At 45.5% G+C, this 23,756-nt stretch carries 12 protein-coding genes; all 12 read left to right on the top strand.

Annotated features, from left to right (window positions below):
• The first annotated feature begins 191 nt into the window (after positions 1-191).
• Positions 192-1,136, top strand: a complete 945-nt coding sequence (locus ACRD7A_RS10770) for a FecR family protein (RefSeq protein ID WP_430810999.1) — start codon at positions 192-194, stop codon at positions 1,134-1,136.
• A gap of 88 nt (positions 1,137-1,224) precedes the next feature.
• Positions 1,225-4,728 (top strand): TonB-dependent receptor, encoded by a 3,504-nt coding sequence (locus ACRD7A_RS10765; RefSeq protein ID WP_430811000.1) that lies wholly within the window; start codon positions 1,225-1,227, stop codon positions 4,726-4,728.
• An 11-nt stretch (positions 4,729-4,739) separates the two neighbouring features.
• On the top strand, positions 4,740-6,701 hold the full coding sequence (locus ACRD7A_RS10760; protein WP_430811001.1) for a RagB/SusD family nutrient uptake outer membrane protein: 1,962 nt from the start codon (positions 4,740-4,742) through the stop codon (positions 6,699-6,701).
• 99 nt (positions 6,702-6,800) lie between these two features.
• Positions 6,801-8,366 (top strand): hypothetical protein, encoded by a 1,566-nt coding sequence (locus tag ACRD7A_RS10755; protein ID WP_430811002.1) that lies wholly within the window; start codon positions 6,801-6,803, stop codon positions 8,364-8,366.
• A 327-nt stretch (positions 8,367-8,693) separates the two neighbouring features.
• The gene (locus ACRD7A_RS10750; RefSeq protein WP_430811003.1) at positions 8,694-9,929 is read left to right on the top strand and encodes a glycoside hydrolase family 27 protein; all 1,236 of its coding nucleotides are present in this window, start codon (positions 8,694-8,696) and stop codon (positions 9,927-9,929) included.
• 19 nt (positions 9,930-9,948) lie between these two features.
• Positions 9,949-12,621, top strand: coding sequence for a glycoside hydrolase family 2 TIM barrel-domain containing protein (locus tag ACRD7A_RS10745; RefSeq protein ID WP_430811004.1), 2,673 nt, complete (start codon positions 9,949-9,951; stop codon positions 12,619-12,621).
• A 57-nt stretch (positions 12,622-12,678) separates the two neighbouring features.
• On the top strand, positions 12,679-14,985 hold the full coding sequence (locus ACRD7A_RS10740) for a family 20 glycosylhydrolase (protein ID WP_430811005.1): 2,307 nt from the start codon (positions 12,679-12,681) through the stop codon (positions 14,983-14,985).
• A 65-nt stretch (positions 14,986-15,050) separates the two neighbouring features.
• On the top strand, positions 15,051-15,818 hold the full coding sequence (locus ACRD7A_RS10735; protein WP_430811006.1) for a glycoside hydrolase family 16 protein: 768 nt from the start codon (positions 15,051-15,053) through the stop codon (positions 15,816-15,818).
• Positions 15,819-15,830: 12 nt separating this feature from the next.
• Positions 15,831-17,261 carry an arylsulfatase gene (locus ACRD7A_RS10730; protein WP_430811007.1) on the top strand — a complete coding sequence of 477 codons (1,431 nt, stop codon included), beginning with the start codon at positions 15,831-15,833 and terminating at the stop codon, positions 17,259-17,261.
• Positions 17,262-17,483: 222 nt separating this feature from the next.
• Complete coding sequence (locus ACRD7A_RS10725) at positions 17,484-18,992, top strand: sulfatase-like hydrolase/transferase (RefSeq protein WP_430811008.1); 1,509 nt, start codon at positions 17,484-17,486, stop codon at positions 18,990-18,992.
• A gap of 64 nt (positions 18,993-19,056) precedes the next feature.
• Positions 19,057-20,547 (top strand): Gfo/Idh/MocA family protein, encoded by a 1,491-nt coding sequence (locus ACRD7A_RS10720; protein WP_430811009.1) that lies wholly within the window; start codon positions 19,057-19,059, stop codon positions 20,545-20,547.
• 27 nt (positions 20,548-20,574) lie between these two features.
• A complete protein-coding gene (lacZ, locus tag ACRD7A_RS10715) occupies positions 20,575-23,742 on the top strand; it encodes a beta-galactosidase, LacZ type (protein WP_430811010.1) in 3,168 nt (1,055 codons plus the stop codon).
• Positions 23,743-23,756 lie beyond the last annotated feature (14 nt).

The raw sequence follows: 23,756 nt of genomic DNA, 5'->3' as shown, positions 1-23,756 counted from the left end.
TAAGGAAAGGTTTTTGAAAATAGACCTATGTTATCAACAACTAATCGGTTTTACAACGCATTATTAAACTATAGCCTCTATGTTTTTTATTATCCTGTAATACTGCGTGTTACGGGTGACTGTTAAGAAAAAGTAAAAAAAATGTAAAATTGGCGTAATAGATTATCCAACCATAAACGTATTCCCAATAGATGAGCAAGCATCACGAACATATCAACGAAAAAATTAAGCAGTGCTACACTTCAAGCTATCTGTCAGAACCGCAATTGAGCGAACTGGAAGATTGGCTGGATCAGGTGGGCGATAATAGCGAGCTGGATCGTTACCTTCAGGATAAATGGGAGGAATCAGGTGCAAGTGAGTCTGTAGTAGTGCAAAAACCTGTGCTGCGCCGTCTGTGGGGTGCCTATCGGCTTGCAGCTGCGATATTGCTATTGCCATTGCTGGGTGCCGCCTTTATGATGTTGCTGAAACAAAGCGATGCGGAGGTGCCGCAAAATATGATTGTAAGCAGTGAGAAAGGGAATCGGGTGCATTTTACATTGCCCGATGGAACAGAAGTGTTGCTCAACGGAGCATCGAGCTTTTCTTATAACACTGCTTATGCCTATAAAAATAGATCAGTTGAACTAAAGGGCGAAGCTTTTTTTAAAGTGAATAAAAATACCGAGTTGCCCTTTGTAGTGCAGGCCGACTCTCTTTATATAACGGCTTTGGGTACTGAGTTTATGGTGCGAAATCATGAGGACGAAGACTTCTCGGAAGCCATGTTGGTGGAAGGAAGTATTGAAGTTAATGATTTAAAGTCGTCGATGGTGCTGCAGCCGGGTGAAGCAATCATCTATAAAAAAGGTAAATCCGTGCTCAGCAAAAAAACATTTCAACCAGGCATCGATATTGCGTGGACACAAGGAGTGTTAGTGTTTAACAATGATGACATACAGGCTGTTGCGAGAAAGATTGAGCAATGGTATGGGGTGAAAGTGAATTATAATGCGAAGGATTTTAATAATGAACGCCTGACTTTAAAGTTGAGAAAGGAAGAAACATTATTCAATCTGCTCAATATAGCTAGTGAGGTGATTAATATGAATTACCGAATGGCAAATGATACAGTAGTGATTATTAAACAATAATAAATAAAAAGAGAAAGCGGATAATTCTGGCCAATTATCCGCTTTTAATGGTGAACTAATAATTATTAATTCAAGTAAAAGCAAATTTATGAAAAAAGTACCAATTGATCGGGGTTTGCATAGCATTTCTCGTTCTGGAAAAATTTTTCGTGTGATGAAATTATTAAGCGTATTTCTCATTTGTGGGTCTATGGCAATTTCGGCCGCCGGCTTTTCGCAAGGCAAGCGCGTGACCATTCAAAAAAGTGCCATTTCTATTCAGGACTTGTTTACTCAGTTGGAAAACAAGGCAGACTGTCGTTTTGCATTTAGCAACTCGCAATTGAATCCTGAACAAATTGTATCGGTTAATGCTGATGATGCTACAGTGGAAGCTGTTTTATCTCAGGTGCTTGGCAATGATTTAACCTATAAGGTAATCGAGAACTACTATGTTATTGTTGACAAAGCGGAGACTGTTACTGCACAGCGTCAGGCACAGCAAGAGCAAGTGGTGGTAAAAGGTTTTGTAAAAGACCATACCGGAGAACCATTACCCGGAGTTAACATTTTTGAAAAAATAAACCCAACACGGGGTGTTATCTCAGGTTTCGATGGTTCATACACTATTGAGGTGAGTTCTGCTGATGCCGCCTTAACGTTCTCGTTCATTGGTTTTACTACGCAGGAAGTGCAAGTGGCCGGCCGCAATGTGATTGATGTAACACTTGTGGAGGAAACAACAGGACTTGACGAAGTGGTAGTGGTTGCTTTCGGTAGCCAGAAGAAGGTAAACGTAACCGGTTCGGTTGCTAATGTTACCTCTGAGGAACTATCATCACGTCCGGTAGCCGATGTAACACAAGCGTTGCAGGGAATTGTTCCCGGTATGAACTTTAGCTATGGTAACCAGGGTGGTAAAGTTGGTAGCTCCATGAATATTAATATCCGTGGTACAGGTACCCTGGATAGTAATGTATCCAATGCTTCACCGCTGGTGTTAATCGACGGCGTGGAAGGAGATATGAACATGCTGAACCCCAACGATATTGAAAGTATTTCGGTATTGAAGGATGCGGCAGCTTCATCTATTTACGGATCGCGTGCTCCTTTCGGTGTGGTTTTAATCACGACCAAAAAAGGAACCAGTGGTTCGCTGAATGTAAACTATAACAATAACTTCCGTTGGTCGAAGGCAGTGAATATGCCTGAAATGGCGGATTCATACACTTATGCTAAATTCCTAAACCAGATTAGTGCCAACGACGGTCAGGGTGGCTTCTTTACCGAGGAAGATCTACAGCGTATTCAGGACTATCAGAATGGTGTGATTAATACAACTACGATTCCTGACAAGAACACACCAAGTATTTGGTGGTGGGTTGGTAACTCTAACAACGACTGGCTGGATGAGATATTTGGCGGAACAGGATTTTCGCAGGAGCACTCACTAAGTTTGAATGGCGGTACTGAAAAAACACAGTATTACCTTTCGGCTAACTTTATGGATCAGAACGGTATTGTTCGTTATGGCGATGAAGGTATGCAACGCAGCACTTTCTCAGCAAAGTTAAATACTGAGATTGCTCCTTGGTTAAAGGCTAACTACAGCATGCGTTTTATGCGTAAAGATCTGGATCAGCCTTACATGCTTAACAACGATTTGTTCTATTACAACACCATGCGTCGCTGGCCTACACAAGCCTTGTACGATCCTAACGGTAACCTGCAAACCGAGTTGACGAAACAGTTGATGGTAGGTGGTAATAATGTGGGTCAGACCGATTGGGTAACACAGCAGCTTCAATTTGTGATTGAGCCTGTAAAAGACTGGAAAACCTTTGCTGAGGTGAACTATAAAACCATCAACAGCTTCCAGGAAAACCAGCGTAACAAAGTACCTAAGTACAATGTGGATGGTAACGTATATTACGATGTTGTTGAGAAAAACAGCATTGAAAACAACGCCGGACGCACCAACTTCTTCAATACTAACATTTACTCGGAGTATACTAAAGCCGTTGATTATCATACTTTCAAAGGTATGGTAGGTTTCCAGAGTGAACTGAATCAGTGGAGACGCGTAGGCGCTACTAAAGAAGATTTAATTACCGAGCAGGTACCTAGCATTAATACCGCCATGGGTACAGAATTGGCCAATGGTAATGCTAATCACTGGGCTACCGCCGGATTCTTCGGACGTATTAACTATAACTATGCCGAGCGTTACCTGTTGGAGGTGAACCTGCGTTATGATGGTACTTCACGTTTCGGTCGTGACTCACGATGGAACTGGTTCCCTTCATTATCAGCCGGTTGGAACGTGGCTCGTGAAGAGTTCTTCCAGGATTATACCGACATCATTAATACCCTGAAGGTGCGTGGTTCATGGGGTGAACTGGGTAACCAAAATACAGTAAACCTGTATCCTTATATTCAGTTGATGAATGTCTACCCATCTTCAGATAAACCTCAGAACACTTGGTTGATTGGTGGTGAGCGTCAGAACGGAGCGAGCGCACCGAGTCTTATTTCTGCCAACCTGGGATGGGAAACCATGCAGTCGTGGAACGTAGGTCTGGATTTAGGTATGTTTCGCAACCGATTTACCGTTGCCTTCGATTATTTTGTGCGTAAAACCATCGACATGGTAGGTCCTGCACCTGAGTTGCCTGCAACACTGGGTACGGATGTGCCAAAGATGAATAATACAGATATGCAATCCGCCGGTTTTGAGCTGGATATGGGATGGAGAGATGTTATTGGTAACGTTAGCTACGGAGCGCGTGTGTTACTATCTGATGACCGTCAGAAAGTATTAAAGTACCCCAACAAGAGTGGTTCTTTCTCAACCTTGCGCGAAGGACAGTACCTGGGCGAAATCTGGGGCTTAACGACTATTGGTATTGCACAGTCGCAGGAGGAGATGGAACAGCACAACAATTCTTTGCCCGCGGGTGGCCAAAACGCCATAGGGCCGAGTTCAAACTGGGGTGAAGGTGACATCATGTATGCCGACATCAATAATGACGGAAGAATCTCACAAGGTGCCACGATCAATGATAAGGGTGACTTGAGCCTGCTAGGTAACAGAACACCACGCTTTAAGTTTGGTGTGGATCTGGACGCTGCCTGGAAAGGTTTTGATATGCGTTTATTCTTCCAGGGTGTGGCCAAGCGCGACTGGGCATTTAGTACCAGTAATCTCGTGTACTGGGGTAATGCAGGAGGTCTTTGGAACTCAGCAGCTTTTACAAGTAATATGGACTTCTATCGTCCGGCCGATGCTGAGTGGATGGGTGCCAACCAGGACGCCTATTTCCCGCGCCTTACCGGTTCCAGTAAAAACCGTCAGATACAAACACGCTTCATTGAAAACGCTGCTTACCTGCGTTTGAAGAACTTACAGTTAGGTTATACATTCACCAACCTGTCGGAAAAAGTAGGTATTTCAAAACTGAGAATCTTTTTCTCTGCCGACAACTTATTCACCGTAACCGGTTTACCTGATGGTATCGAGCCTGAGACATTGGGACTTGGACTCAATGATACCGGGTCAGGTTCATATCCGTTAACCCGAGTGATTTCAACAGGTTTAAGTGTTAATTTTTAATCGAAAAGAAAATGAAATTATTCAATAAATATACATTACTGTCACTTGTTACTGTGGTGCTAATGTCATCCTGTAACGACTTTCTTGACCGGGAGCCCATTGATCAGGTAACCCCAGATACTTATCTGAGGACTGACGCCGATTTGGGAGCCTATGCTTTAAAACGCTATAACTTCACAACCCACGCAGGTGCTGGATTAGGAATTTGGGCAGGCGATAACCATACCGATAACCAGGTTACTTCATCGTACAGCACACGCTGGATACCGGGTGAGTGGAAGGTGCCCGACCATTATAATGATGATTCGAGAGATCCATGGTATTTTGGCGATATCTATCAGTGTAACTACTTTTTGGAAACTGTGTTGCCCCGTTTTGAGGCCGGTACTCTAACAGGTAACCAGCAAATGGTAGAGCACTATATTGGCGAGGTATTTTTCCTGCGTGCCTGGAATTACTTTGGTAAGTTAAAGGCTTTGGGTGATTTCCCAATTATCAAAACTACACTTCCTGATCAGCAGGGACCATTGGCTGAAGCCAGTAAGCGTGCACCGCGCCATTTAGTAGCCCGCTTTATTCTGGAGGACCTGGACGAAGCTCTTGAACTGCTGAAAGATAAGCCTGAAGGTGGTAAGAATCGTATTACACGTAACGCTGCCTTGTTGCTGAAGTCGCGTGTAGCACTTTACGAGGCCAGCTGGGAAACTTATCATGCTAATACTGCATTTGTTCCTAATGGCCCCGGTTATCCTGGTGGACAGGTAGAGTACAATGCAAGTGCCGAAATTGCTTTCTTCCTAAGCGAGTGTAAGACTGCTGCTGCTGAAGTAGCTGATCAGGATCTGTTGGCGGTTAACGACCATGTGTGGGCCGATGGAGCTGAAAAGATGAGCAACGAGTATTTCGCTCAATTTGGTGCCGATGACATGGAAACTTATTCAGAAATCCTTTTTTGGAGAGATTACGATGTGAATATGAATATTATTCATTCAAGTACTTTTTACTTGCGCCGTGGAGGTAACTCCGGTTTCTCGCGTCAGTTTGTGGAGACTTTTGTGATGGAGAATGGTCTGCCTATCTATGCTGCGGGTAGTGGCTATGCAGGCGATACTTCTTTGGAGAATGTGCGTGATAGCCGTGACGAGCGTCTGCAAATGTTCATGATGACACCCAACGAGGTGCTAACCGAAGGACAGGTTGATTTCGTGGATACGCTGTCTACGCTACCTAATATTATTGATAAGGAAGAGACACGTGCTGTTACCGGTTATCAGCTGCGTAAAGGTCTTTCAAATAACTGGAGTCGCGACTGGAATGAGAACTCAGAAGGATCTCCTATTTTCAGAGCTGCTGAAGCCTATCTGAACTACATTGAGGCATCATGTATTGAAAACGGTGGTAACAGCATTGATGGTAAGGCTGCTGCTTACTGGAACACTATTCGCGAACGTGCCGGTATTGATGCATCTTATGAAACAACTGTGGGAGCAACCGACTTGAATCAGGAGAGCGATTGGGCAGTTTACTCGGCAGGTCAACAAGTATCAGCCTTGATGTACAACATCCGTCGCGAGCGTCGTGTAGAATTTATGCAGGAAGGTCTGCGTATGGATGATCTGAAGCGCTGGCGTGCTCTTGACCAGGTGCAGAACTGGATGCCCGAAGGATTTAACTTGTGGGAGTCAGGTATTCATGAAGGTTACGATAAATTAGTAGCTGATGGTAGCGATGTGGCTAATGTGTCATCTCCCGAAAGAAGCACTTATCTGCGTCCTTACGAAATCATCAATAAATCAGCCAACCTGATGTATGGTGTAGGTTACAACTGGACTGCGGCTCATTACCTGAACCCAATATCCATTGTACACTTCCGTAATACGGCTGAGGATCCTGCAGATCCAAGTACTTCTGTGATCTATCAGAATCCGGGATGGCCAACAGTTGCCGATCAGGGACCGATTGATATTAACTAAGAGGCTCAATTTGAAAGCATAATAGTTAATTAACGAAATAGCCAAGGGGGAGAGCAATCGATTGTTCTCCCCCTTTTTAATTTAACTAATTGTTGGACTATGAAAATTTTTGTAAGAATATATTTACTGCTCTCCTTAGCGCTTCCGCTTAATGCTCAGCTAAGCGAGGTGCCGCAATTTATGGAGGCACGAGCGCCTTTATCGGCCCTTATCACCGATTATGAACATAGGGATAGCGTGGACGCGCATAGTGCCCTCGTACGCTTGCCTAACCGTAAAGTAGCATTGATGACGCGCGAAAAGGGCAAGATGGAGCCGTTTTTTATTAAGGCCATTGAAACCGGTTATTGGGATACCCGCTATGATCCGAACACTGACTATGATGTAGTATTTGACGACATGCGCGCCATGGGTGCCAATACGGCTTATGTAATGTTACATTGGGAAGACATAGAAAAATCCGATAATGTATTTGATTTTACCTTTGCCGATTCAATTGAGCAGGCCGCACAGCGCCAGGGTCTTAAACTGAAGTGGATTCTCTTCTTACATGCTCAGTTTAACGGAGTTCCTTCGCATAATCCTGAAACGGCATGGACCTTTCATTTGGATGATAGAGATGGTAAAAACTACGCTATGCAATGGCCCAAACGTAAGGGAATGGTGTTTAACACCATAGAGGATGTGGTAAAAAAAGACGGTATTCGACCCTTGCATGTTTACGGCCATCCCGAAGTATTTTACCGTATCCGCCGCATGCTGTATCGTCTTGCAGTGCATTATCGACATAGCAAAACGCTCATTGGCGTACAAATTGGAAACGAGGAAGGTTTTAGTTTTTTAGATGAGAGTGATCATAATCCGGTAACAGCAGCCTTGTATGAGGATTGGAAGCTTAAAACCAATAAAAGTGATTATGCACTCTTTAAACGGGAAGCTATGAATTGGTGGTGGCAGCAATTTACATCGGCCTATCACGAAGGCGACCCCTATAAAATATTGTCTTTTAACCTGGATGCCGGACAGGCAGAAGCCGGCGATGTAGAAAGGGTAAGTATGACCGGTACCAGTGCAGCCACTTATGGCGATGGTAATCTGGATGCCATTGGTACCATGTTCTATAAGCAATGGGGTTATCAGGCTTTCGATGGCCTGGATCAACATTATAATCTCGGGCGCTATAACTATCAGCTGCCGCTTTTAATACCCTCCGAAATTGGTATTGGACGTTTTAACAGTGCCCGTGATTACACCAATTTTGTGATGCATACGCTGGAGCGCGGTGGACAGGGCTTTGGTGTTTATTGTTATGGCGAGGTACGCAAAGAGTTGGCCGATACTTCAGGAGCCCGATTGCTCATGAGCACAATGTTTGAGAATATACGGCTTAATGAAGATATAATTTACGAAGGATTGCCCGGGCCGGGATCAGTTTACTTAACGAGTGCGGCAGAAGCATGTAAAATCAGTCACTTGAATGTGGACGGAGGCGCAACCCTGGCGATGGTTTATTTCCCCCAAATCAATCCGGAGGCTGCTAATCTGAAGAAGGGCAGGCTTTCGCTTAAGTTAAGGGCCGTTCATAAAGGAAGATACAAGGTAAGCATCTGCCAGGGTGGAAAGGTAATTCGTTCTGAAAAGATAAGTATGATGCTAAGTCTTTAACTATAAATGTTAATGGGGAGAACGAGGCATTATTTATCAGAATTGAGAAGTCTTAGTATCCAATGGCTGATAAGCGTATTTGTTTTTGGCGTCGACAGCCTCGTGGAATGCTCTTTGTTGAGAAACGTGAATATGCCGAATAGCAGGTCAGAAATTTTCTAAAATACGTGTGTGTTCGGAAAAAAAGTGCTTTTTTAGAGGAATAAAAGTAAATTGTACTTTTTTAAAAATGCTGAGCAGGTAAAAACTATATCGCATCAAGTATGCTTTCAATGAGCCTGGTTCTCAGCTGGGGAAGATGAAATTAATATTCAATAAATAATAAAAATGAAACAACTATTTGTTTGGGCTGCAGCCCTGTTTTTGGCAACCGGATGTTGTCAGAAACCCGCGCAGGAAGCAGTGGATCAATCAGCACAGAAGCAGCTGACGCCTTTAATGGGGTGGGCCAGCTGGAATCAGTACCGGGTGAATATATCGGAAGATATCATTAAAAAGCAGGCCGATGCCATGGTCACCAGCGGCCTTAAGGATGCAGGTTATAATTTTGTGAATATCGACGATGGATTTTTTGGCGGACGCGATTCGTTGGGTAATATCATCCCGCATCCCACGCGTTTCCCCAATGGCATGAAGGTAGTTGCCGATTATATCCATAGCAAAGGTCTGAAGGCCGGTATTTACTCGGACGCGGGTATCAACACTTGTGCTTCCTACTGGGACAAAGATACCATTGGTGTGGGCATGGGACTTTATGGTCACGATCGTCAGGATCTTACTCTCATGTTGAAAGACTGGGGTTATGACTTCCTTAAAGTAGATTGGTGCGGTGGCGATTGGTTAGGCCTTGATGAGGAAACACGTTACACCGAAATTGCCACCCTCATCAAAGAAATTAAACCAGGTACGATTTACAACATTTGTCGCTGGGAATTTCCAGGTATATGGGCCACTGCTATTGCCGATTCGTGGCGTATATCGGGTGATATACATAACGAGTTTCACTCTATTCTTCACATCATCGACCTGAATGCCGATCTGTGGAAGCATGCCTCGCCGGGTCATTTCAACGATATGGATATGTTGCAGGTAGGTCGTGGTATGACTTATGAAGAAGACAAGGCGCACTTTTCGATGTGGAGCATGATGAACTCACCTTTGATGGCCGGTAATGATCTAAGCACTATGTCGAAAGAAACCCTGGAGATATTAACCAATAAAGAGGTGATTGCCCTCAACCAGGATCCTTTATGCTATCAGGCACGTCGTTTGATCGATCAGGGTGAGCTGGAAGTGTGGGGTAAGCCGCTGGGATCAACCATGAGTGGAGAGGTGGCTGTGGCCTTGCTTAACCGCACACAGTCAGAGCAGTCTATGACCTTCGATCTGGAGGCTGTGGGTATTGAAGCTGACAAAGGTTATACGTATCGCGATTTATGGGCCAAGCAAACCTCAGAGTCGATGAATGACGAGAGTCTTTGCTTCGATGTGCCTGCACACGGGGTTGTTGTGCTGCGCATTAAAGGTACCTCAAAAGCATATAATGTATATCAATACAAATAGTTAGAAAAAATCAATTAGGATGTTACACAGGTTAATGATTGTACTGCTCCTGTTTTGGGCTGCTATCAGCGCACAGGGCAAAGACATACCCGAATTTTCCACGGCCGGTTTCTTTCAGTTGGATGATAGCGGCCGTGATGTGTACTCCATGAATGTAGGCTGGCGCTTTTTTAAAGGTGCCAGCCTTCATGCTTATCAGGAGGACTTTGACGATACACAATGGCCCGTGGTGGCCTTGCCTCATGGCATAGAATATTTGCCTACCGAGGCCAGTGGATGTGTTAATTATCAGGGGGAGGTATGGTACCGCAAGCATTTTACGCCCGACCCACTGCTCAAAGGCAAGAAGTTGTTCCTTCACTTCGAGGCCATTATGGGCAAATCAAAGGTGTGGATCAATGGTCATCAGGTAGCAGCTCATTTCGGAGGTTTTTTGCCGGTAATCGCTGATGTTACACCCCACATCAACTGGGAAGGCGATAATGTGGTGGCCGTATTGGCCGATAATAGTAACGACCCGCTTTACCCACCGGGAAAGCAGCAGGAGACCCTTGATTTTGCTTATTTTGGAGGCATTTACCGCGATTGCTGGCTGGTGGCGCATAACCATACCTACCTGACCGATCCTAACTACGAAGATCAGACTGCCGGCGGTGGCTTATTGGTGGCCTTTGATAAAGTAAGTGAGCAGTCGGCCGAGATTCATGTAAAAGCTCACTTGCGCAACGAACTAAAGAAGTCTTTCAAAGGAAGCCTTGAATATACCCTTGTGGATAAGCAGGGTGATGTGGTGTCGCGTTCATTGGAAGCCATCGCTGTGCGGGGTGGCAAAGCCCGACACAATAGCCGGATAATAAAGGTGCAGCAGCCGCATTTGTGGTCGCCCGAAACACCTTACCTGTATAACTTGCAGGTGCGTGTGAAAGATGCAGCAGGGAAAGTGATCGACGGTTACCGGCAGCGTGTGGGTATTCGTAGCATAGCCTTCAAAGGGCAGGACGGCTTCTGGCTCAACGGAAAACCCTACCCACAGCCCATCATGGGCGCCAACCGTCACCAGGATTTTGCCGTGCTGGGCAATGCCCTGCCTAACAGCTTGCATTGGCGCGATGCCAAGAAACTGCGCGACGTGGGGCTTAAGGTCATTCGTAACGCTCACTATCCGCAGGATCCGGCTTTTATGGATGCCTGCGATGAACTGGGCTTATTTGTGATTGTGAACACACCGGGATGGCAGTTCTGGAACGATGATCCTATCTTCGAAAAACGTGTTTTTCAAGATATTCGCAACATGGTGCGCCGCGATCGTAACCGGGCTTCCATCTGGCTGTGGGAGCCGATACTTAACGAGACCTGGTACCCCGATGATTTTGCCAAAAATACGCGTGCCATTGTGGAAGAGGAGTATCCTTATCCGGGGTGCTATTGTGCCTGTGATGCTGAGGCACGGGGCAATGAGCACTTCGATATATTATTTGGTCACCCGCCAACCGGCGATAAAAATTGGGCACTGGAGCACATCGACCCCAATAAGACCTATTACACTCGTGAGTGGGGCGATAATGTGGATGACTGGAATTCGCATAACTCACCCAGCCGGGTAAACAAGAGCTGGGGCGAGCAGGCCATGCTGATTCAGGCCAATCATTATGCCAAACCGGATTATACCTATACCTGTTTTGATGCCCTGCATCGTACCACGCGTCAGCATGTGGGAGGCGCCTTGTGGCACTCCTTCGATCACCAGCGGGGCTATCATCCCGATCCTTTCTACGGGGGTATCATGGATGCCTTTCGTCAGCCTAAATATTCTTATGCACTTTTCAAGGCCCAGCGCGATGCGCAGCATAGAGAGGCTATGGCCGAAACAGGTCCCATTGTCTTTATCGCCCATGAGATGACGCCTTTTTCATCGCCCGATGTCACGGTATATTCCAATTGTGATGAAGTACGATTGCAGGTGTTTGAGAATGGTAAGGAGTATTGTTATACGAAAGAAAAGAAAGCTGAGGGCATACCCAATCCAATTATCGTATTTGATGATGTTTTTGATTTCATGGAGGACAAGGCGCTGTCGCGCGATCGCAAACAGCACGAGGTATATATGCAGGCCGATGGATATATTAAAGGCAAAAAGGTAGCCAGCCATCGTGTCGCGCCGGCACGTCGTCCTTCACAACTGTTGTTGTGGCTCGATGACGAGGATGTTGCCCTTCAGGCCGATGGCTCGGATTGTGTAACCGTGGTAGCAGCCGTTGCTGATAAGGACGGTAACATTAAACGACTGAATAATTACTTCGTGAAATTTGCCATTGAAGGTGAAGGTAAGTTAGTAGGTGATGCCTCCATCATGGCCAATCCGCGACCGGTTAACTGGGGTACCGCACCCATTTTGGTGCAATCATCAACCATTGCCGGAAGCATTACCGTAAAGGCCTCGGTACTGTTGGAAGGCAGTCAGATGCCCATGAGCGCCGAGCTGACTTTCTCTAGTGTGGATGCTCTGCATAAGCAGTTGTACAATCTGCAGGAGTGGGCCAAACGTCACGATCATGCTGTGCAGATTCAATCCGATAATAAGCCGGGCGATGAGGACTTGCAGAAAGAGCTTGATCAGTTAAAACGAGAGCTAAATGCACTTAAGTTAAAGGAGGTGGAACGTCAGCAGGAAGCCTTTGGTGAGAAGAAATAATACTATCGATTTAAAAATGAAAGTATATACACTCATAAACAACTAAACAGAAGTAAAATGAAAAAATTGAGTATGTTTCTGATGGCCGGCCTTATGCTGCTGGCACTCGGATGCACAGAAAAAAGTAACACCTATAATCTGGTGCCTTATCCGCAGGAATTAAGCCCACAGAGTGGTGCTTTTAAGCTGCATGAGGATACAAAAGTGCTGTATGCCGGTGGAGAGAACACACGTTTTGTGGCACAATCGTTCGCTGATTTCATTGCTCCGGCAAGCGGACTCCAGCTTTCCGTTGAGGCAGCTCCCAACGCCAAGGCAGTAATCGGTGCCATCCTTTTTGTGGAAGATAAAGCCATAGATGGCGTTGAAGGCAGTTATAAACTGCAGGTGAGTCCAAGAGGTATTGTAGTTAAAGCCAATAATCCGGTGGGGCTGTTTTATGGTTTCCAAACCCTACGTCAGTTACTGCCTGCAGAAATGGAGTCTAAAACACAAGTTAGTGATCTCGACTTCAGCATTCCTGCTGTTAGCATCAATGATGCGCCCAACTTCTCATACCGGGGCTTGCACCTGGATGTAGGGCGTCATTTTTACCCCGTGGATTTTATAAAGAAATACATCGACTTGCTGGCCTTGCACAAGATGAATGTTTTTCACTGGCACCTGACAGAAGATCAGGGATGGCGCCTGGAAATTAAAAAATACCCCCGTCTGGCTGAAGTTGCAGCCTATCGTGACGAGACGCTGGTGGGTCATCTGGGTGTAGGCGAGCATAAATATGATGGAAAGCGTTATGGCGGTTATTACACACAAGAGCAGGCACGCGAAATTGTAAAATATGCTGCCGACCGCTTTATTACTGTAATACCTGAGATTGAGCTACCCGGCCATGCTCAGGCTGCCCTCACGGCCTATCCTGAGTTGGGCTGTACTGGTGGACCCTATAAAGTAGCTAAAAAGTGGGGCATTTTCAAAGAAGTATATTGTGCAGGTAATGAGGAGGTCTTTACTTTCCTTGAAGACGTATTGCTGGAGGTAATGGATATCTTCCCCTCTAAATACATTCATATTGGAGGCGATGAGTGCCCTAAGGATCGTTGGAAGACCTGCCCCAAGTGTAAAAAACGCATGAAGGTTGAAGGATGCAAGGATGCCCATGAGTTGCAGAGTTATTTTATCCATCGCATTGAGAAGTTTTTGAATGAGCATGATCGCGATATCATTGGTTGGGATGAGATACTGGAGGGTGGTTTGGCACCTAACGCCACAGTAATGTCGTGGCGCGGCATCAAAGGTGGCGAAGCCGCAGCCAAGCAAGGCCACAATGTAGTGATGACACCCAATACCCATTTTTACCTCGATTATTATCAGAACGATCCTAAGGAAGATCCCCTTGCCATTGGTGGTTACCTGCCTCTTAGTAAAGTGTATTCCTACAATCCGATGGCTGGTGAACTTAGCGAGGAGGAAGCAAAGCATATTATTGGTGTGCAGGGCAATGTATGGACAGAATACATGCCTGAAAGTAGCTATGTAGAGTACATGACTTACCCACGTGCCTGTGCCATTGCCGAGGTGGGCTGGTTACCTTTTGAAAAGCGCGACTACAGTGCATTTGCCAAACGGCTACAAGGTCATTTTAAGCGTTTGGACGTGATGAATGTTAACTACTTTGATAAGGTACTGATGCCCGCTCCTTCTGTTGAAATTGTTGAGTTTATAGATGAGGGAGTTCTGGAGCTGACCGACAATGCTGTGGCAGCTGCATTATATTATACCACTGATGGAACCACGCCAACAGCCGCCTCTTCGCCCTATCAGGGAGCCATTAAGGTGTCGGAAGAAGGTACGATTAAAGCCGTGGCCATCGATGCGCGCGGTCGTAGCAGCAAGGTGCTGGAAGTGCCTGCCAAACGACTTTCTTTCATTGAAGGAACTGCTTCGGTGGGTGCTTCCAAAGGAGTAGAAGTGAAATTGGTGAAGGGAGAGTTTGCCACTTGTAAGGCTGTGGATGAAGCAGACGGTGAGATGCTGGTAATGAAAGGGATAACAGTTCCTGAATCTGCCGGTAATGTACATTTTGGCTTGGCCTTCGAAGGCGTTTTAAGCATCGATCAAGATGGTTTATATCAGTTTATTCTGGGTTCCGACGATGGCTCCCAATTTCTGTTGAATGGGGAAGTGGTAATTGATAACGACGGCTATCATGGTATGCGCTATAAGAAAGCAAGTCTTGCACTGAAGAAAGGTAATTACCCCATTAAAGTTCTTTATTTTGAAGGCGGTGGCGGTGGTGACCTAAGGTTTGCATTAAAGGATGATCAGGGAACAGATATGAATCTAAACAGCTGTCTAAGTCATTAAACGATTTATGCGATGCAGCTTTTTGGAATTATTCAGAGGGCTGCATGGCTAATAAATGAGTAGTCATGAGTAAAGTTAGCTTAGTAATTTTATTGTCGGTGGTAGTAAGTATTAGTGCGATAAAAGCACAGACACCATCGCATATTAAAGATAATTATCGGTTACACTGGAACGATGAATTTAATGGCACAGCAATAGATACTCTTAAATGGAATTATCGTGATACGGGTAACAAACGGAATGTAGGCTATGTGCATGAGGAAAATTGTTTTGTTGATGGTAAAGGAAACTTAGTAATTCAAGTCTGTAAGAAGGACAGTCTATATACGATTGGTCAAATTGCCACGCAGAATACTTATTTAACCACGTTTGGATATTTTGAGTGCCGGGCACAAATGAATTCTCAGCCGGGACCTCATGTAGCTTTCTGGTTGCAATCACCTACTATCCATGAGGAAAAAGACAATCCAAAGGAGTTCGGAACCGAGATAGATATATTCGAGTATCACATCGCTGAAGGGCGAGAATTTGTTTACCATAATCTGCATTGGAACGGATATCAGCAAAAGCATAAAAGCACGGGTACCAAGCGAAAAATTAACGGCTTGAACAAGGGCTACCATACTTTTGGTCTGGAATGGAATCCCAATGAGTATATCTTTTATGTTGATGGAGTAGAAACCTGGCGCACCAGCGAGGCCATCTCGCACATTGCTGAGTACATGATTTTAAGTGCAGAACTGACAGGTTGGGGAGGCGATTATCAAAAAGCTGAATTCCCCGATCAGGTGCTATTTGATTATGTAAGAGTGTATAAGAAAATTACAGAATAAAACACATAAATTATGAAGGTGAAAATAAACCGCATTTTTTGCTTGCTTAGCCTTGCAGTAATACTAACTATTAACACATCTTGTGCTAAATCCGGAAGCACACAGGAACCCAATATCATTTTTATTTTGGCCGATGATTTGGGGTATGGTGACTTAAGTTGCTATGGACAAACAAAATTTTCAACGCCCAATATTGATAAGCTTGCTGAGAATGGTATGCTTTTTACACAGCACTATTCTGGCAGTACCGTTTGTGCCCCCTCGCGCTCAACACTGATGACCGGGATGCATACCGGACACACCTATATACGGGGTAATAAGGAGATTAGTCCTGAGGGGCAGCATCCTCTTGCCGGTGAGATTTATACACTTGCCGAATTACTTAAGGATCAGGGTTATGCCACCGGTGCTTTTGGTAAATGGGGATTGGGTTATCCAGGCTCTGAGGGAGATGCTAATAATCAGGGCTTCGACCGTTTCTTTGGTTATAACTGTCAGCGTATCGGGCATAATTACTATCCATGGTTTTTGCGCGATAACCAGGATAGCCTGGTGTTAAAGGGCAATGCAGGGACAGCTACCGGTACTTATGCACCTCAGCTCATTCATGAAAAAACACTTGAGTTTATTGAGGAGAATAGTAATCAGCCTTTCTTCTGTTATGTGCCTTCTATCATTCCTCATGCCGAGTTATTTGCTCCTGAGGAGTACATTGCCAAGTATCGCGGTAAGTTTGATCCCGAACATAACTATCGTGGCGTAGATGAAGGTCCGGCATTTCGTATGGGTGGTTATGGATCGCAGCCTGAGTCACATGCTGCTTTTGCAGCCATGGTTCATCTGCTCGATGAACAGGTAGGCGAGATTGTTGCTAAGGTAGAAGAACTGGGGATTGCCGATAATACCATTATTATTTTCACTTCGGATAATGGCCCGCATAAGGAAGGTGGCGCTCAGCCCGACTATTTTAACAGCAATGGACCTTTCAAGGGGTATAAACGCGATTTGTATGAAGGGGGCATACGCGTGCCTTTTATTGCCAGCTGGCCGGGCACAATTCCTGCCGGAAAACAGTCGGATCACATATCGGCCTTTTGGGACATGATGCCAACCTTTGCTGAAATTGCTGGTACTAAGGCACCCGAGGGGATAGATGGTATCTCTATCTTGCCCACATTGACGGCTCAGGGAAAACAAAAAGAACATGATTATCTCTATTGGGAGTTTCATGTTTTGGGAGGACGTAAAGCCATTCGTATGGGTAAATGGAAAGCCGTTCAGTATGGTATTAGTAAAAACCCCGATGCCCCCATTGAGTTATATGATGTTACAGAAGATCCGGGTGAGACCAATAACCTTGCCGACAAGCATCCTGAGGTGATTGCTAAAGTGAAGGAATTATTTAGCACGAGTCGTGTAGAATCTGATATTTTTAAATTTTAAGCTTAATTTTAGATGAGCCAAAGCATTTGTTAATGAAAGTGAATAATATGTTTTTGGCTCATCTAAATTTATTTCAATAGGTTTCGAATAGAAAGATTAAATAAAAATAAGATGCCCAAATGAAAGATCTTATTCTTTCATTTCGTTTTTAAAGCGAAAAATGTATTTTTGGTGCAAATAAAAGTACTATTTACTTTTAATTGTTTGAAAAAATCACAAATTATGATTAAATCCATGTTTGGCTTATTCGGCGTGTTGGTGATGCTTATGATCGCTGCCTGCACCCCACAAAGCCCAAAAACACCTAATGTGGTGATTATTTACACCGATGACCTGGGAATTGGTGATGTGAGTTGTTATGAAGCAGGAACGCTTAATACTCCGGGAATCGATAAAATGGCCGAAGAAGGTATTCGTTTCTCAAGAGGCTATGCTACCGCTGCTACCTGTACCCCTAGTCGCTATAGCCTGCTAACGGGTGAGTATCCCTGGCGCAATAAGAGAGCAGCTGTGCTTCCCGGCAATGCTGCCTTGCTGATTGATACAGCGGCCGCTACCCTACCCAAACTTTTTAAGGAGAACGGCTATACAACCGGTGTAGTGGGTAAATGGCACCTTGGCCTGGGGGATGGCTTTGTCAATTGGAACGAGCATATTGCACTGGGTGCCAATGCGGTTGGTTTCGATTACTCCTATATTATGGCAGCTACCAACGATCGTGTCCCTACGGTCTATGTTGAGGATGGCAATGTGGTGAATCTGGATAAGAGTGATCCTATTGAGGTGAACTATTATAAAAATTTTGAGGGAGAGCCCACCGGTAAAGATAATCCTGAGTTGTTGAAGATCCATCCCAGCCATGGGCATAATAAGAGCATTACCAATGGCATCTCGCGCATTGGTTATATGAAGGGTGGTAAATCAGCCTTATGGGTAGATGAAGACATGGCTGACAACTTCCTTGATAAGGCGCGGCAGTTCGTCAGCGATAATCAGGATAAGCCTTTTTTCCTGTTTTACACCCTGCATCAGCCACACGTTCCGCGCGTTCCAAATCCCCGCTTTGCCGGAAAATCAGGCATGGGGCCACGGGGTGATGCCATCCTAGAGGCCGATTGGTGTGTTAGCGAGTTTCTTAAAACACTTGATGAGCTAGGTTTGTCAGAAAATACACTTGTTATTTTCTCCAGTGATAATGGGCCTGTTATCGATGATGGTTACAAGGATCAGGCGGAGGAATTGTTGGGTGATCATAGGCCATGGGGTAACTTAAGAGGCGGTAAATACAGTCTGTACGATGCCGGTACCCGTGTTCCGTTTATTGCCCGATGGAAAGGAGAGATTGAGCCCGGAGTATCCGATGCAATGATATCGCAAGTGGATTTCTTTGGCTGCTTTGCCCAGATGCTGGGAAGCGAAAACAAGGGGCCGGATAGTAAGATGCTGTTGCCGGTGCTTACCGGTCGCTCTGATGAAGGACGCACACAGTATATAACCGAAGGCCTGCAACGTAAACTTGCCTATCACGAGGAAGGATGGGTATTGATACCCCCTTACGAAGGAAGTAAAAAAGTACCCTGGGGTGTAGATATGGAAACTGGTTTTTCAACTGAGCCTCAACTTTATAATTTAGCCAGTGACCCGGCGCAGCAGCACGATGTGGCCGCTGAACATCCCGAGCGTGTGGCAACGATGATGAAGCACTTTGAAACCATCAGAGATAGAAAATAATATTTAGCGAATAACAGATAGCTGCCTTGGTAGTTAACAATATAAATAAACTAAAATAAGTATTATGGCATCCGACAGACGATCATTTCTAAAAAGTATGGCCCTTGGGGCCGGAGTTGTTACAGCAGCTCCTTTGACAGCATGTGCAAGCAACTCTCGCGAGAAAGAGCAGGTAGCTTACATTCGTGAGCAGGCTGAGCGCACTCCTAAAATGAATTTTAACATGTGTGGCTATGCAGCGCCAAAGCTGGATAAGGTACGTGTGGGATTTGTAGGTATTGGTGACCGCGGCACCCCCGCCGTGAAACGCATGACACATATTGAAGGGGTTGAGGTAACCGCCATTTGCGATACCCGACAAGCTGCCCTGGATGGTGCACAAAAGATATTGAGCGATGCCGGCATGCCAAAAGCCAAAGAGTTTACGGGTAGTGATACCGCTTTTAAAGATTTATGTAACAGTAACCTGGTGGATCTGGTGTACATTGCTACACCATGGGAATGGCACGTGCCTGTAGCTATCGCCTCCATGAAGGGCGATAAGCATGCTGCTGTTGAGGTATCAACCGCTAAAACCATGGATGAGTGCTGGGAGATGGTTGAAGTATCGGAGCAAACCAAAAAGCACTGTGTGATTCTTGAGAACTGCTGCTACGACTTCTTCGAGCTGCTGACATTGAATATGGCGCGTCAGGGTGTGTTTGGTGACCTGGTGCATGGCGAAGGTGCTTATATTCACGATCTGGATTACTGGCACTTTAACAAGCCTCAGGATAATAAACCGGGCGGTGATGGTGCCTACGATAAGTTGTGGCGCCTGCACGAAAATACCCGTAAGGCCAATGTGTACCCAACCCACGGTCTGGGACCTATCTGTCAGGCCATGGACATTAACCGGGGCGATCGTATGGATTATCTAACTGCTATGATGTCGGATGATTTCACACTGGCACAGCGCATTAAGGAGCTAGCTCCTGATCGTCCGGATCTGCAGCAATTTGTGGGCAAAGAGATGCGGGGTAATATGGATATGCAGATGATTCGTACCGTAAAAGGGCGTACCATTATGATACAGCACGACATCAGCTCACCCCGTCCATACTCGCGCATTCACATGTTGAGCGGTACCAAGTGTTTTGCACAAAAATGGCCACTGCAGCACATTGCCTTTGGGCATAGCGTGGCTGACGAAGCCAAAATGAAGGAGCTGTGGGATAAGTATACCCCCGAGATTGTACGCCGCGTAGGTGATATGGCTAAGCAGGTAGGTGGCCATGGTGGTATGGACTTTATCATGGATTGGCGCCTGATTGATTGCTTGCGCAACGGACTGCCAATGGATATGGACGTATACGATGCCGCTGCCTGGAGTTGTATCACACCATTGAGTGAGTGGTCTATCGCCAATGGTTCTAAACCTATTGATATACCTGATTTTACACGCGGTGCATGGAAAACCAATGCGCCACTTGAGATAACACTAAAAGGGGGTGGTACAACCGGAGTACGTAACCTTAAAAAGGCTGACTCTAAAGGTCAGTTAACGGTTGGTTAAGTACTTATTTAAAAAAGAAGAAGAAAAATGATACTAATAAAGCAAATTGGGCTGTTGATACTGGCAGCCCTGCTTGTTGGCCCTCCGGCAACAGCAAAAGAGAAGCAGGATTGGGAAAATCCGAAGATGTTCAACCAGAACAAAGAAGAGCCACATGCCGCTATGATGAACTTTGCCACCATTGAAAATGCGTTGACAAAGAAGCATACGGCATCAGTTTACTATAAGAGTCTCAATGGAACCTGGAAATTTAACTGGGTGCGCAAGCCGGCCGATCGTCCGGTTGATTTCTACAAACCTTCGTATGATGTGAGTGCTTGGGATGACATTAAAGTGCCTGCAAACTGGGAGTTAGAAGGTTATGGAATACCTATTTACTGTAATCATCAGTATGAGTTTGCCAGTTATAAAGCCCCGGTTTCCGACGAGATTAAGTTTGTGGATAAAATATATCCGGCCAATCCTGGTCAGGTACCACACGATTATAACCCTGTGGGTTCGTATCGTCGTAGTTTTACCGTTCCACAAAGCTGGGACGGACGTCAGGTATTTATCAAGTTTGGCGCTGTTAAATCGGCTTTTTATATTTGGGTGAATGGTAAAAAAGTGGGCTACAGTCAGGGCAGTAAAACCGAGGCTGAGTGGGATATCACCAAGTATTTGCAGAAAGGTGAGAACACAGTGGCTGTTGAGGTGTATCGCTGGAGCGATGGTTCCTACCTGGAGTGTCAGGATTTTTGGCGAATCAGTGGTATTGAGCGAGATGTGTGCATCTACTCAACACCCAAGGTGCGCATCCGCGATTTCTTTGTAAATGCTGACCTGGATGAGAACTACACCAATGGTAAACTGTCCATCGATGTGGATCTGAAGAACCATGTGAAAGGACTGCGTTCAGGTAACTATCAGTTGACCTATCAGCTTTTTGACAGCCAACAGAAAGTGGTAGCCAAAGAAACATTGAAAGCCGGTATTCATAAGAAAGAAAAGCTGCAATTGCGCTTTGATAAAACCATTGATAAGCCCCTGAAATGGACAGCCGAAACACCCAACTTATACACTTTGGTGCTGGAGTTGCACGACACAAAAGGGAATCGCCAGATTGTATCTACCAAGGTGGGCTTCCGCAAGGTGGAAATTATTGATGATGTGTTCTTTGTGAATGGTGTTGAGGTGCTGATTAAAGGAGTGAACCGTCATGAGCATAACCAGCATACCGGCCACGTGGTGAACGAAGAGGATATGCTGCATGAGATTATGCTAATGAAGCAGTTTAATATCAATGCAGTGCGTAACTCGCATTATCCAACACATCCACGCTTCTACGAGTTGTGCGATGAGCATGGTTTGTATGTAACGGATGAGGCCAATATTGAATCGCACGGTATGTACTACGGTAAATACTCACTGGCTAAAAATCCCGAGTGGAAAGAGGCGCACCTCGACCGCAACATTCGCATGGTGGAGCGCAGTAAGAACCATCCTTGTATTATCGTATGGTCAATGGGTAACGAGGCCGGCGATGGTGAGAACTTCACGGCTGTTTATAAGTGGATCAAACACCGCGACCCTTCACGTCCGGTTCATTACGAACGCGCTGAGATGGGGGACAATACTGATATCTTCTGTCCGCAATACCCGGGTGCTCAGTATTTGAAGCACTATGCTTCCAAGCATCAGACTAAGCCTATGATTATGAGTGAGTATGCGCATGCTATGGGTAACAGTACCGGTAACCTGATGGATTTGTGGGATGTTATTTACGACCGTACAAATCGTCAGTTGCAGGGTGGTTATATCTGGGACTGGATTGACCAGGGCTTGCTGGAGCATGACGAAGAAGGCTGTCCTTACTGGACTTACGGTGGTGACTATGGAGAGAATATGCCAAGCGATGATAACTTTGTGTGTAACGGTGTTATCTATCCTGATATGACGCCTCAGCCGGGTCTTTGGGAAGTGAAATACGTGTATCAATACGTGCGTTTCAGCAATGAGGGCTTGCCATTCGGACAGTTTAAGATCAGTAACTACCACGATTTCATCACCCTGGAGAACTACGATATCCGTTGGAGCATCAGTGAAAACGGACGTGAGCTGCACCATGGCTTTGTTGATGTGGATCTGCAACCCCACGAAAGCAAAGTGGTAACATTGGATTTACCCCGTGTGAAAGGACAGACCGACTGTGAATATTTCATCGATTTCTCGGTGCGTCTAAAGCAGCCTACTTCCATCCTTGCCGAAGGTCATGAGGTGGCACACGAGCAGTTTGCCCTGCCGGTGCCCGTGCATCCTATCGCTATGGGAGAGTATAACGCTCCGCTATCTGCCAATGATAATGAGGCTGATATTGTTATTACCGGTGAAAATTTCAATATTACTTTCGATAAAGAAAGTGGTAGCATTGTTCGTTGGGTGGCTAACGGAACGGATCTCATTCAGAAGGGACCAGCCGTTAACTTCTGGCGTGCCCCAAATGATAATGACAAAGGCAGCAACATGATCGGTCGCCTGGGAATCTGGCGCGAGGCCTCTAAAAATGTAGAGGTGACTGCCGTAACTTTGGGCGAGGTAAGAAAGGAAGCTGCCACCGTAGTGGTTGAACTGAAAATACCTGCTGTTGAATCTACTCAGAAGATTACTTACAAGGTGCAAGGTAACGGGCGTATGTATGTTACCTCGCAGTTGAAAGTGGGTAAGGAAGGTTTACCGGATCTGCCTCGCTTTGGCTTGCGCATGGAGCTGCCCGTTGAATTTGATAATCTGAAGTACTTTGGCCGTGGCCCCCACGAGAATTATTGGGATCGCGACCATAGCGCCTTTGTGGGACTCTATAACGATAAGGTAGAGAATCAGTATGAGCCTTATGTGCGTCCGCAGGAAAATGGTTATAAGACCGATGTGCGTTGGTTTGAGCTGCGCACCAATGATGGATGGGGACTGAAGATAAGCGGTACGCCAACCCTTGGCTTTTCGGCTTTGCACAATCCTATCGAAGACTTTGATCAGGAGACGCATCAGGAGAATAAACACCTGAATGATATTGTGAAGCAGGATGGTGTGTTTGTTACCTTCGACCTGAAACAGATGGGTGTTGCCGGTGATAATTCATGGGGTGCCAAGCCTTATGAGCAATACACTTTGCCGGCCACTGATTATGAGTTCTCTTTTAGTATTGAGCCCGTATTCTAATCATTATATTTTTT

This window comes from Carboxylicivirga longa, from assembly GCF_050589825.1.
In the GTDB taxonomy this organism is placed as follows: domain Bacteria; phylum Bacteroidota; class Bacteroidia; order Bacteroidales; family Marinilabiliaceae; genus Carboxylicivirga; species Carboxylicivirga longa.
The sequence above is the reverse complement of the archived record's forward strand: the minus strand, read 5'-3'. Positions and strand labels throughout refer to the sequence as shown.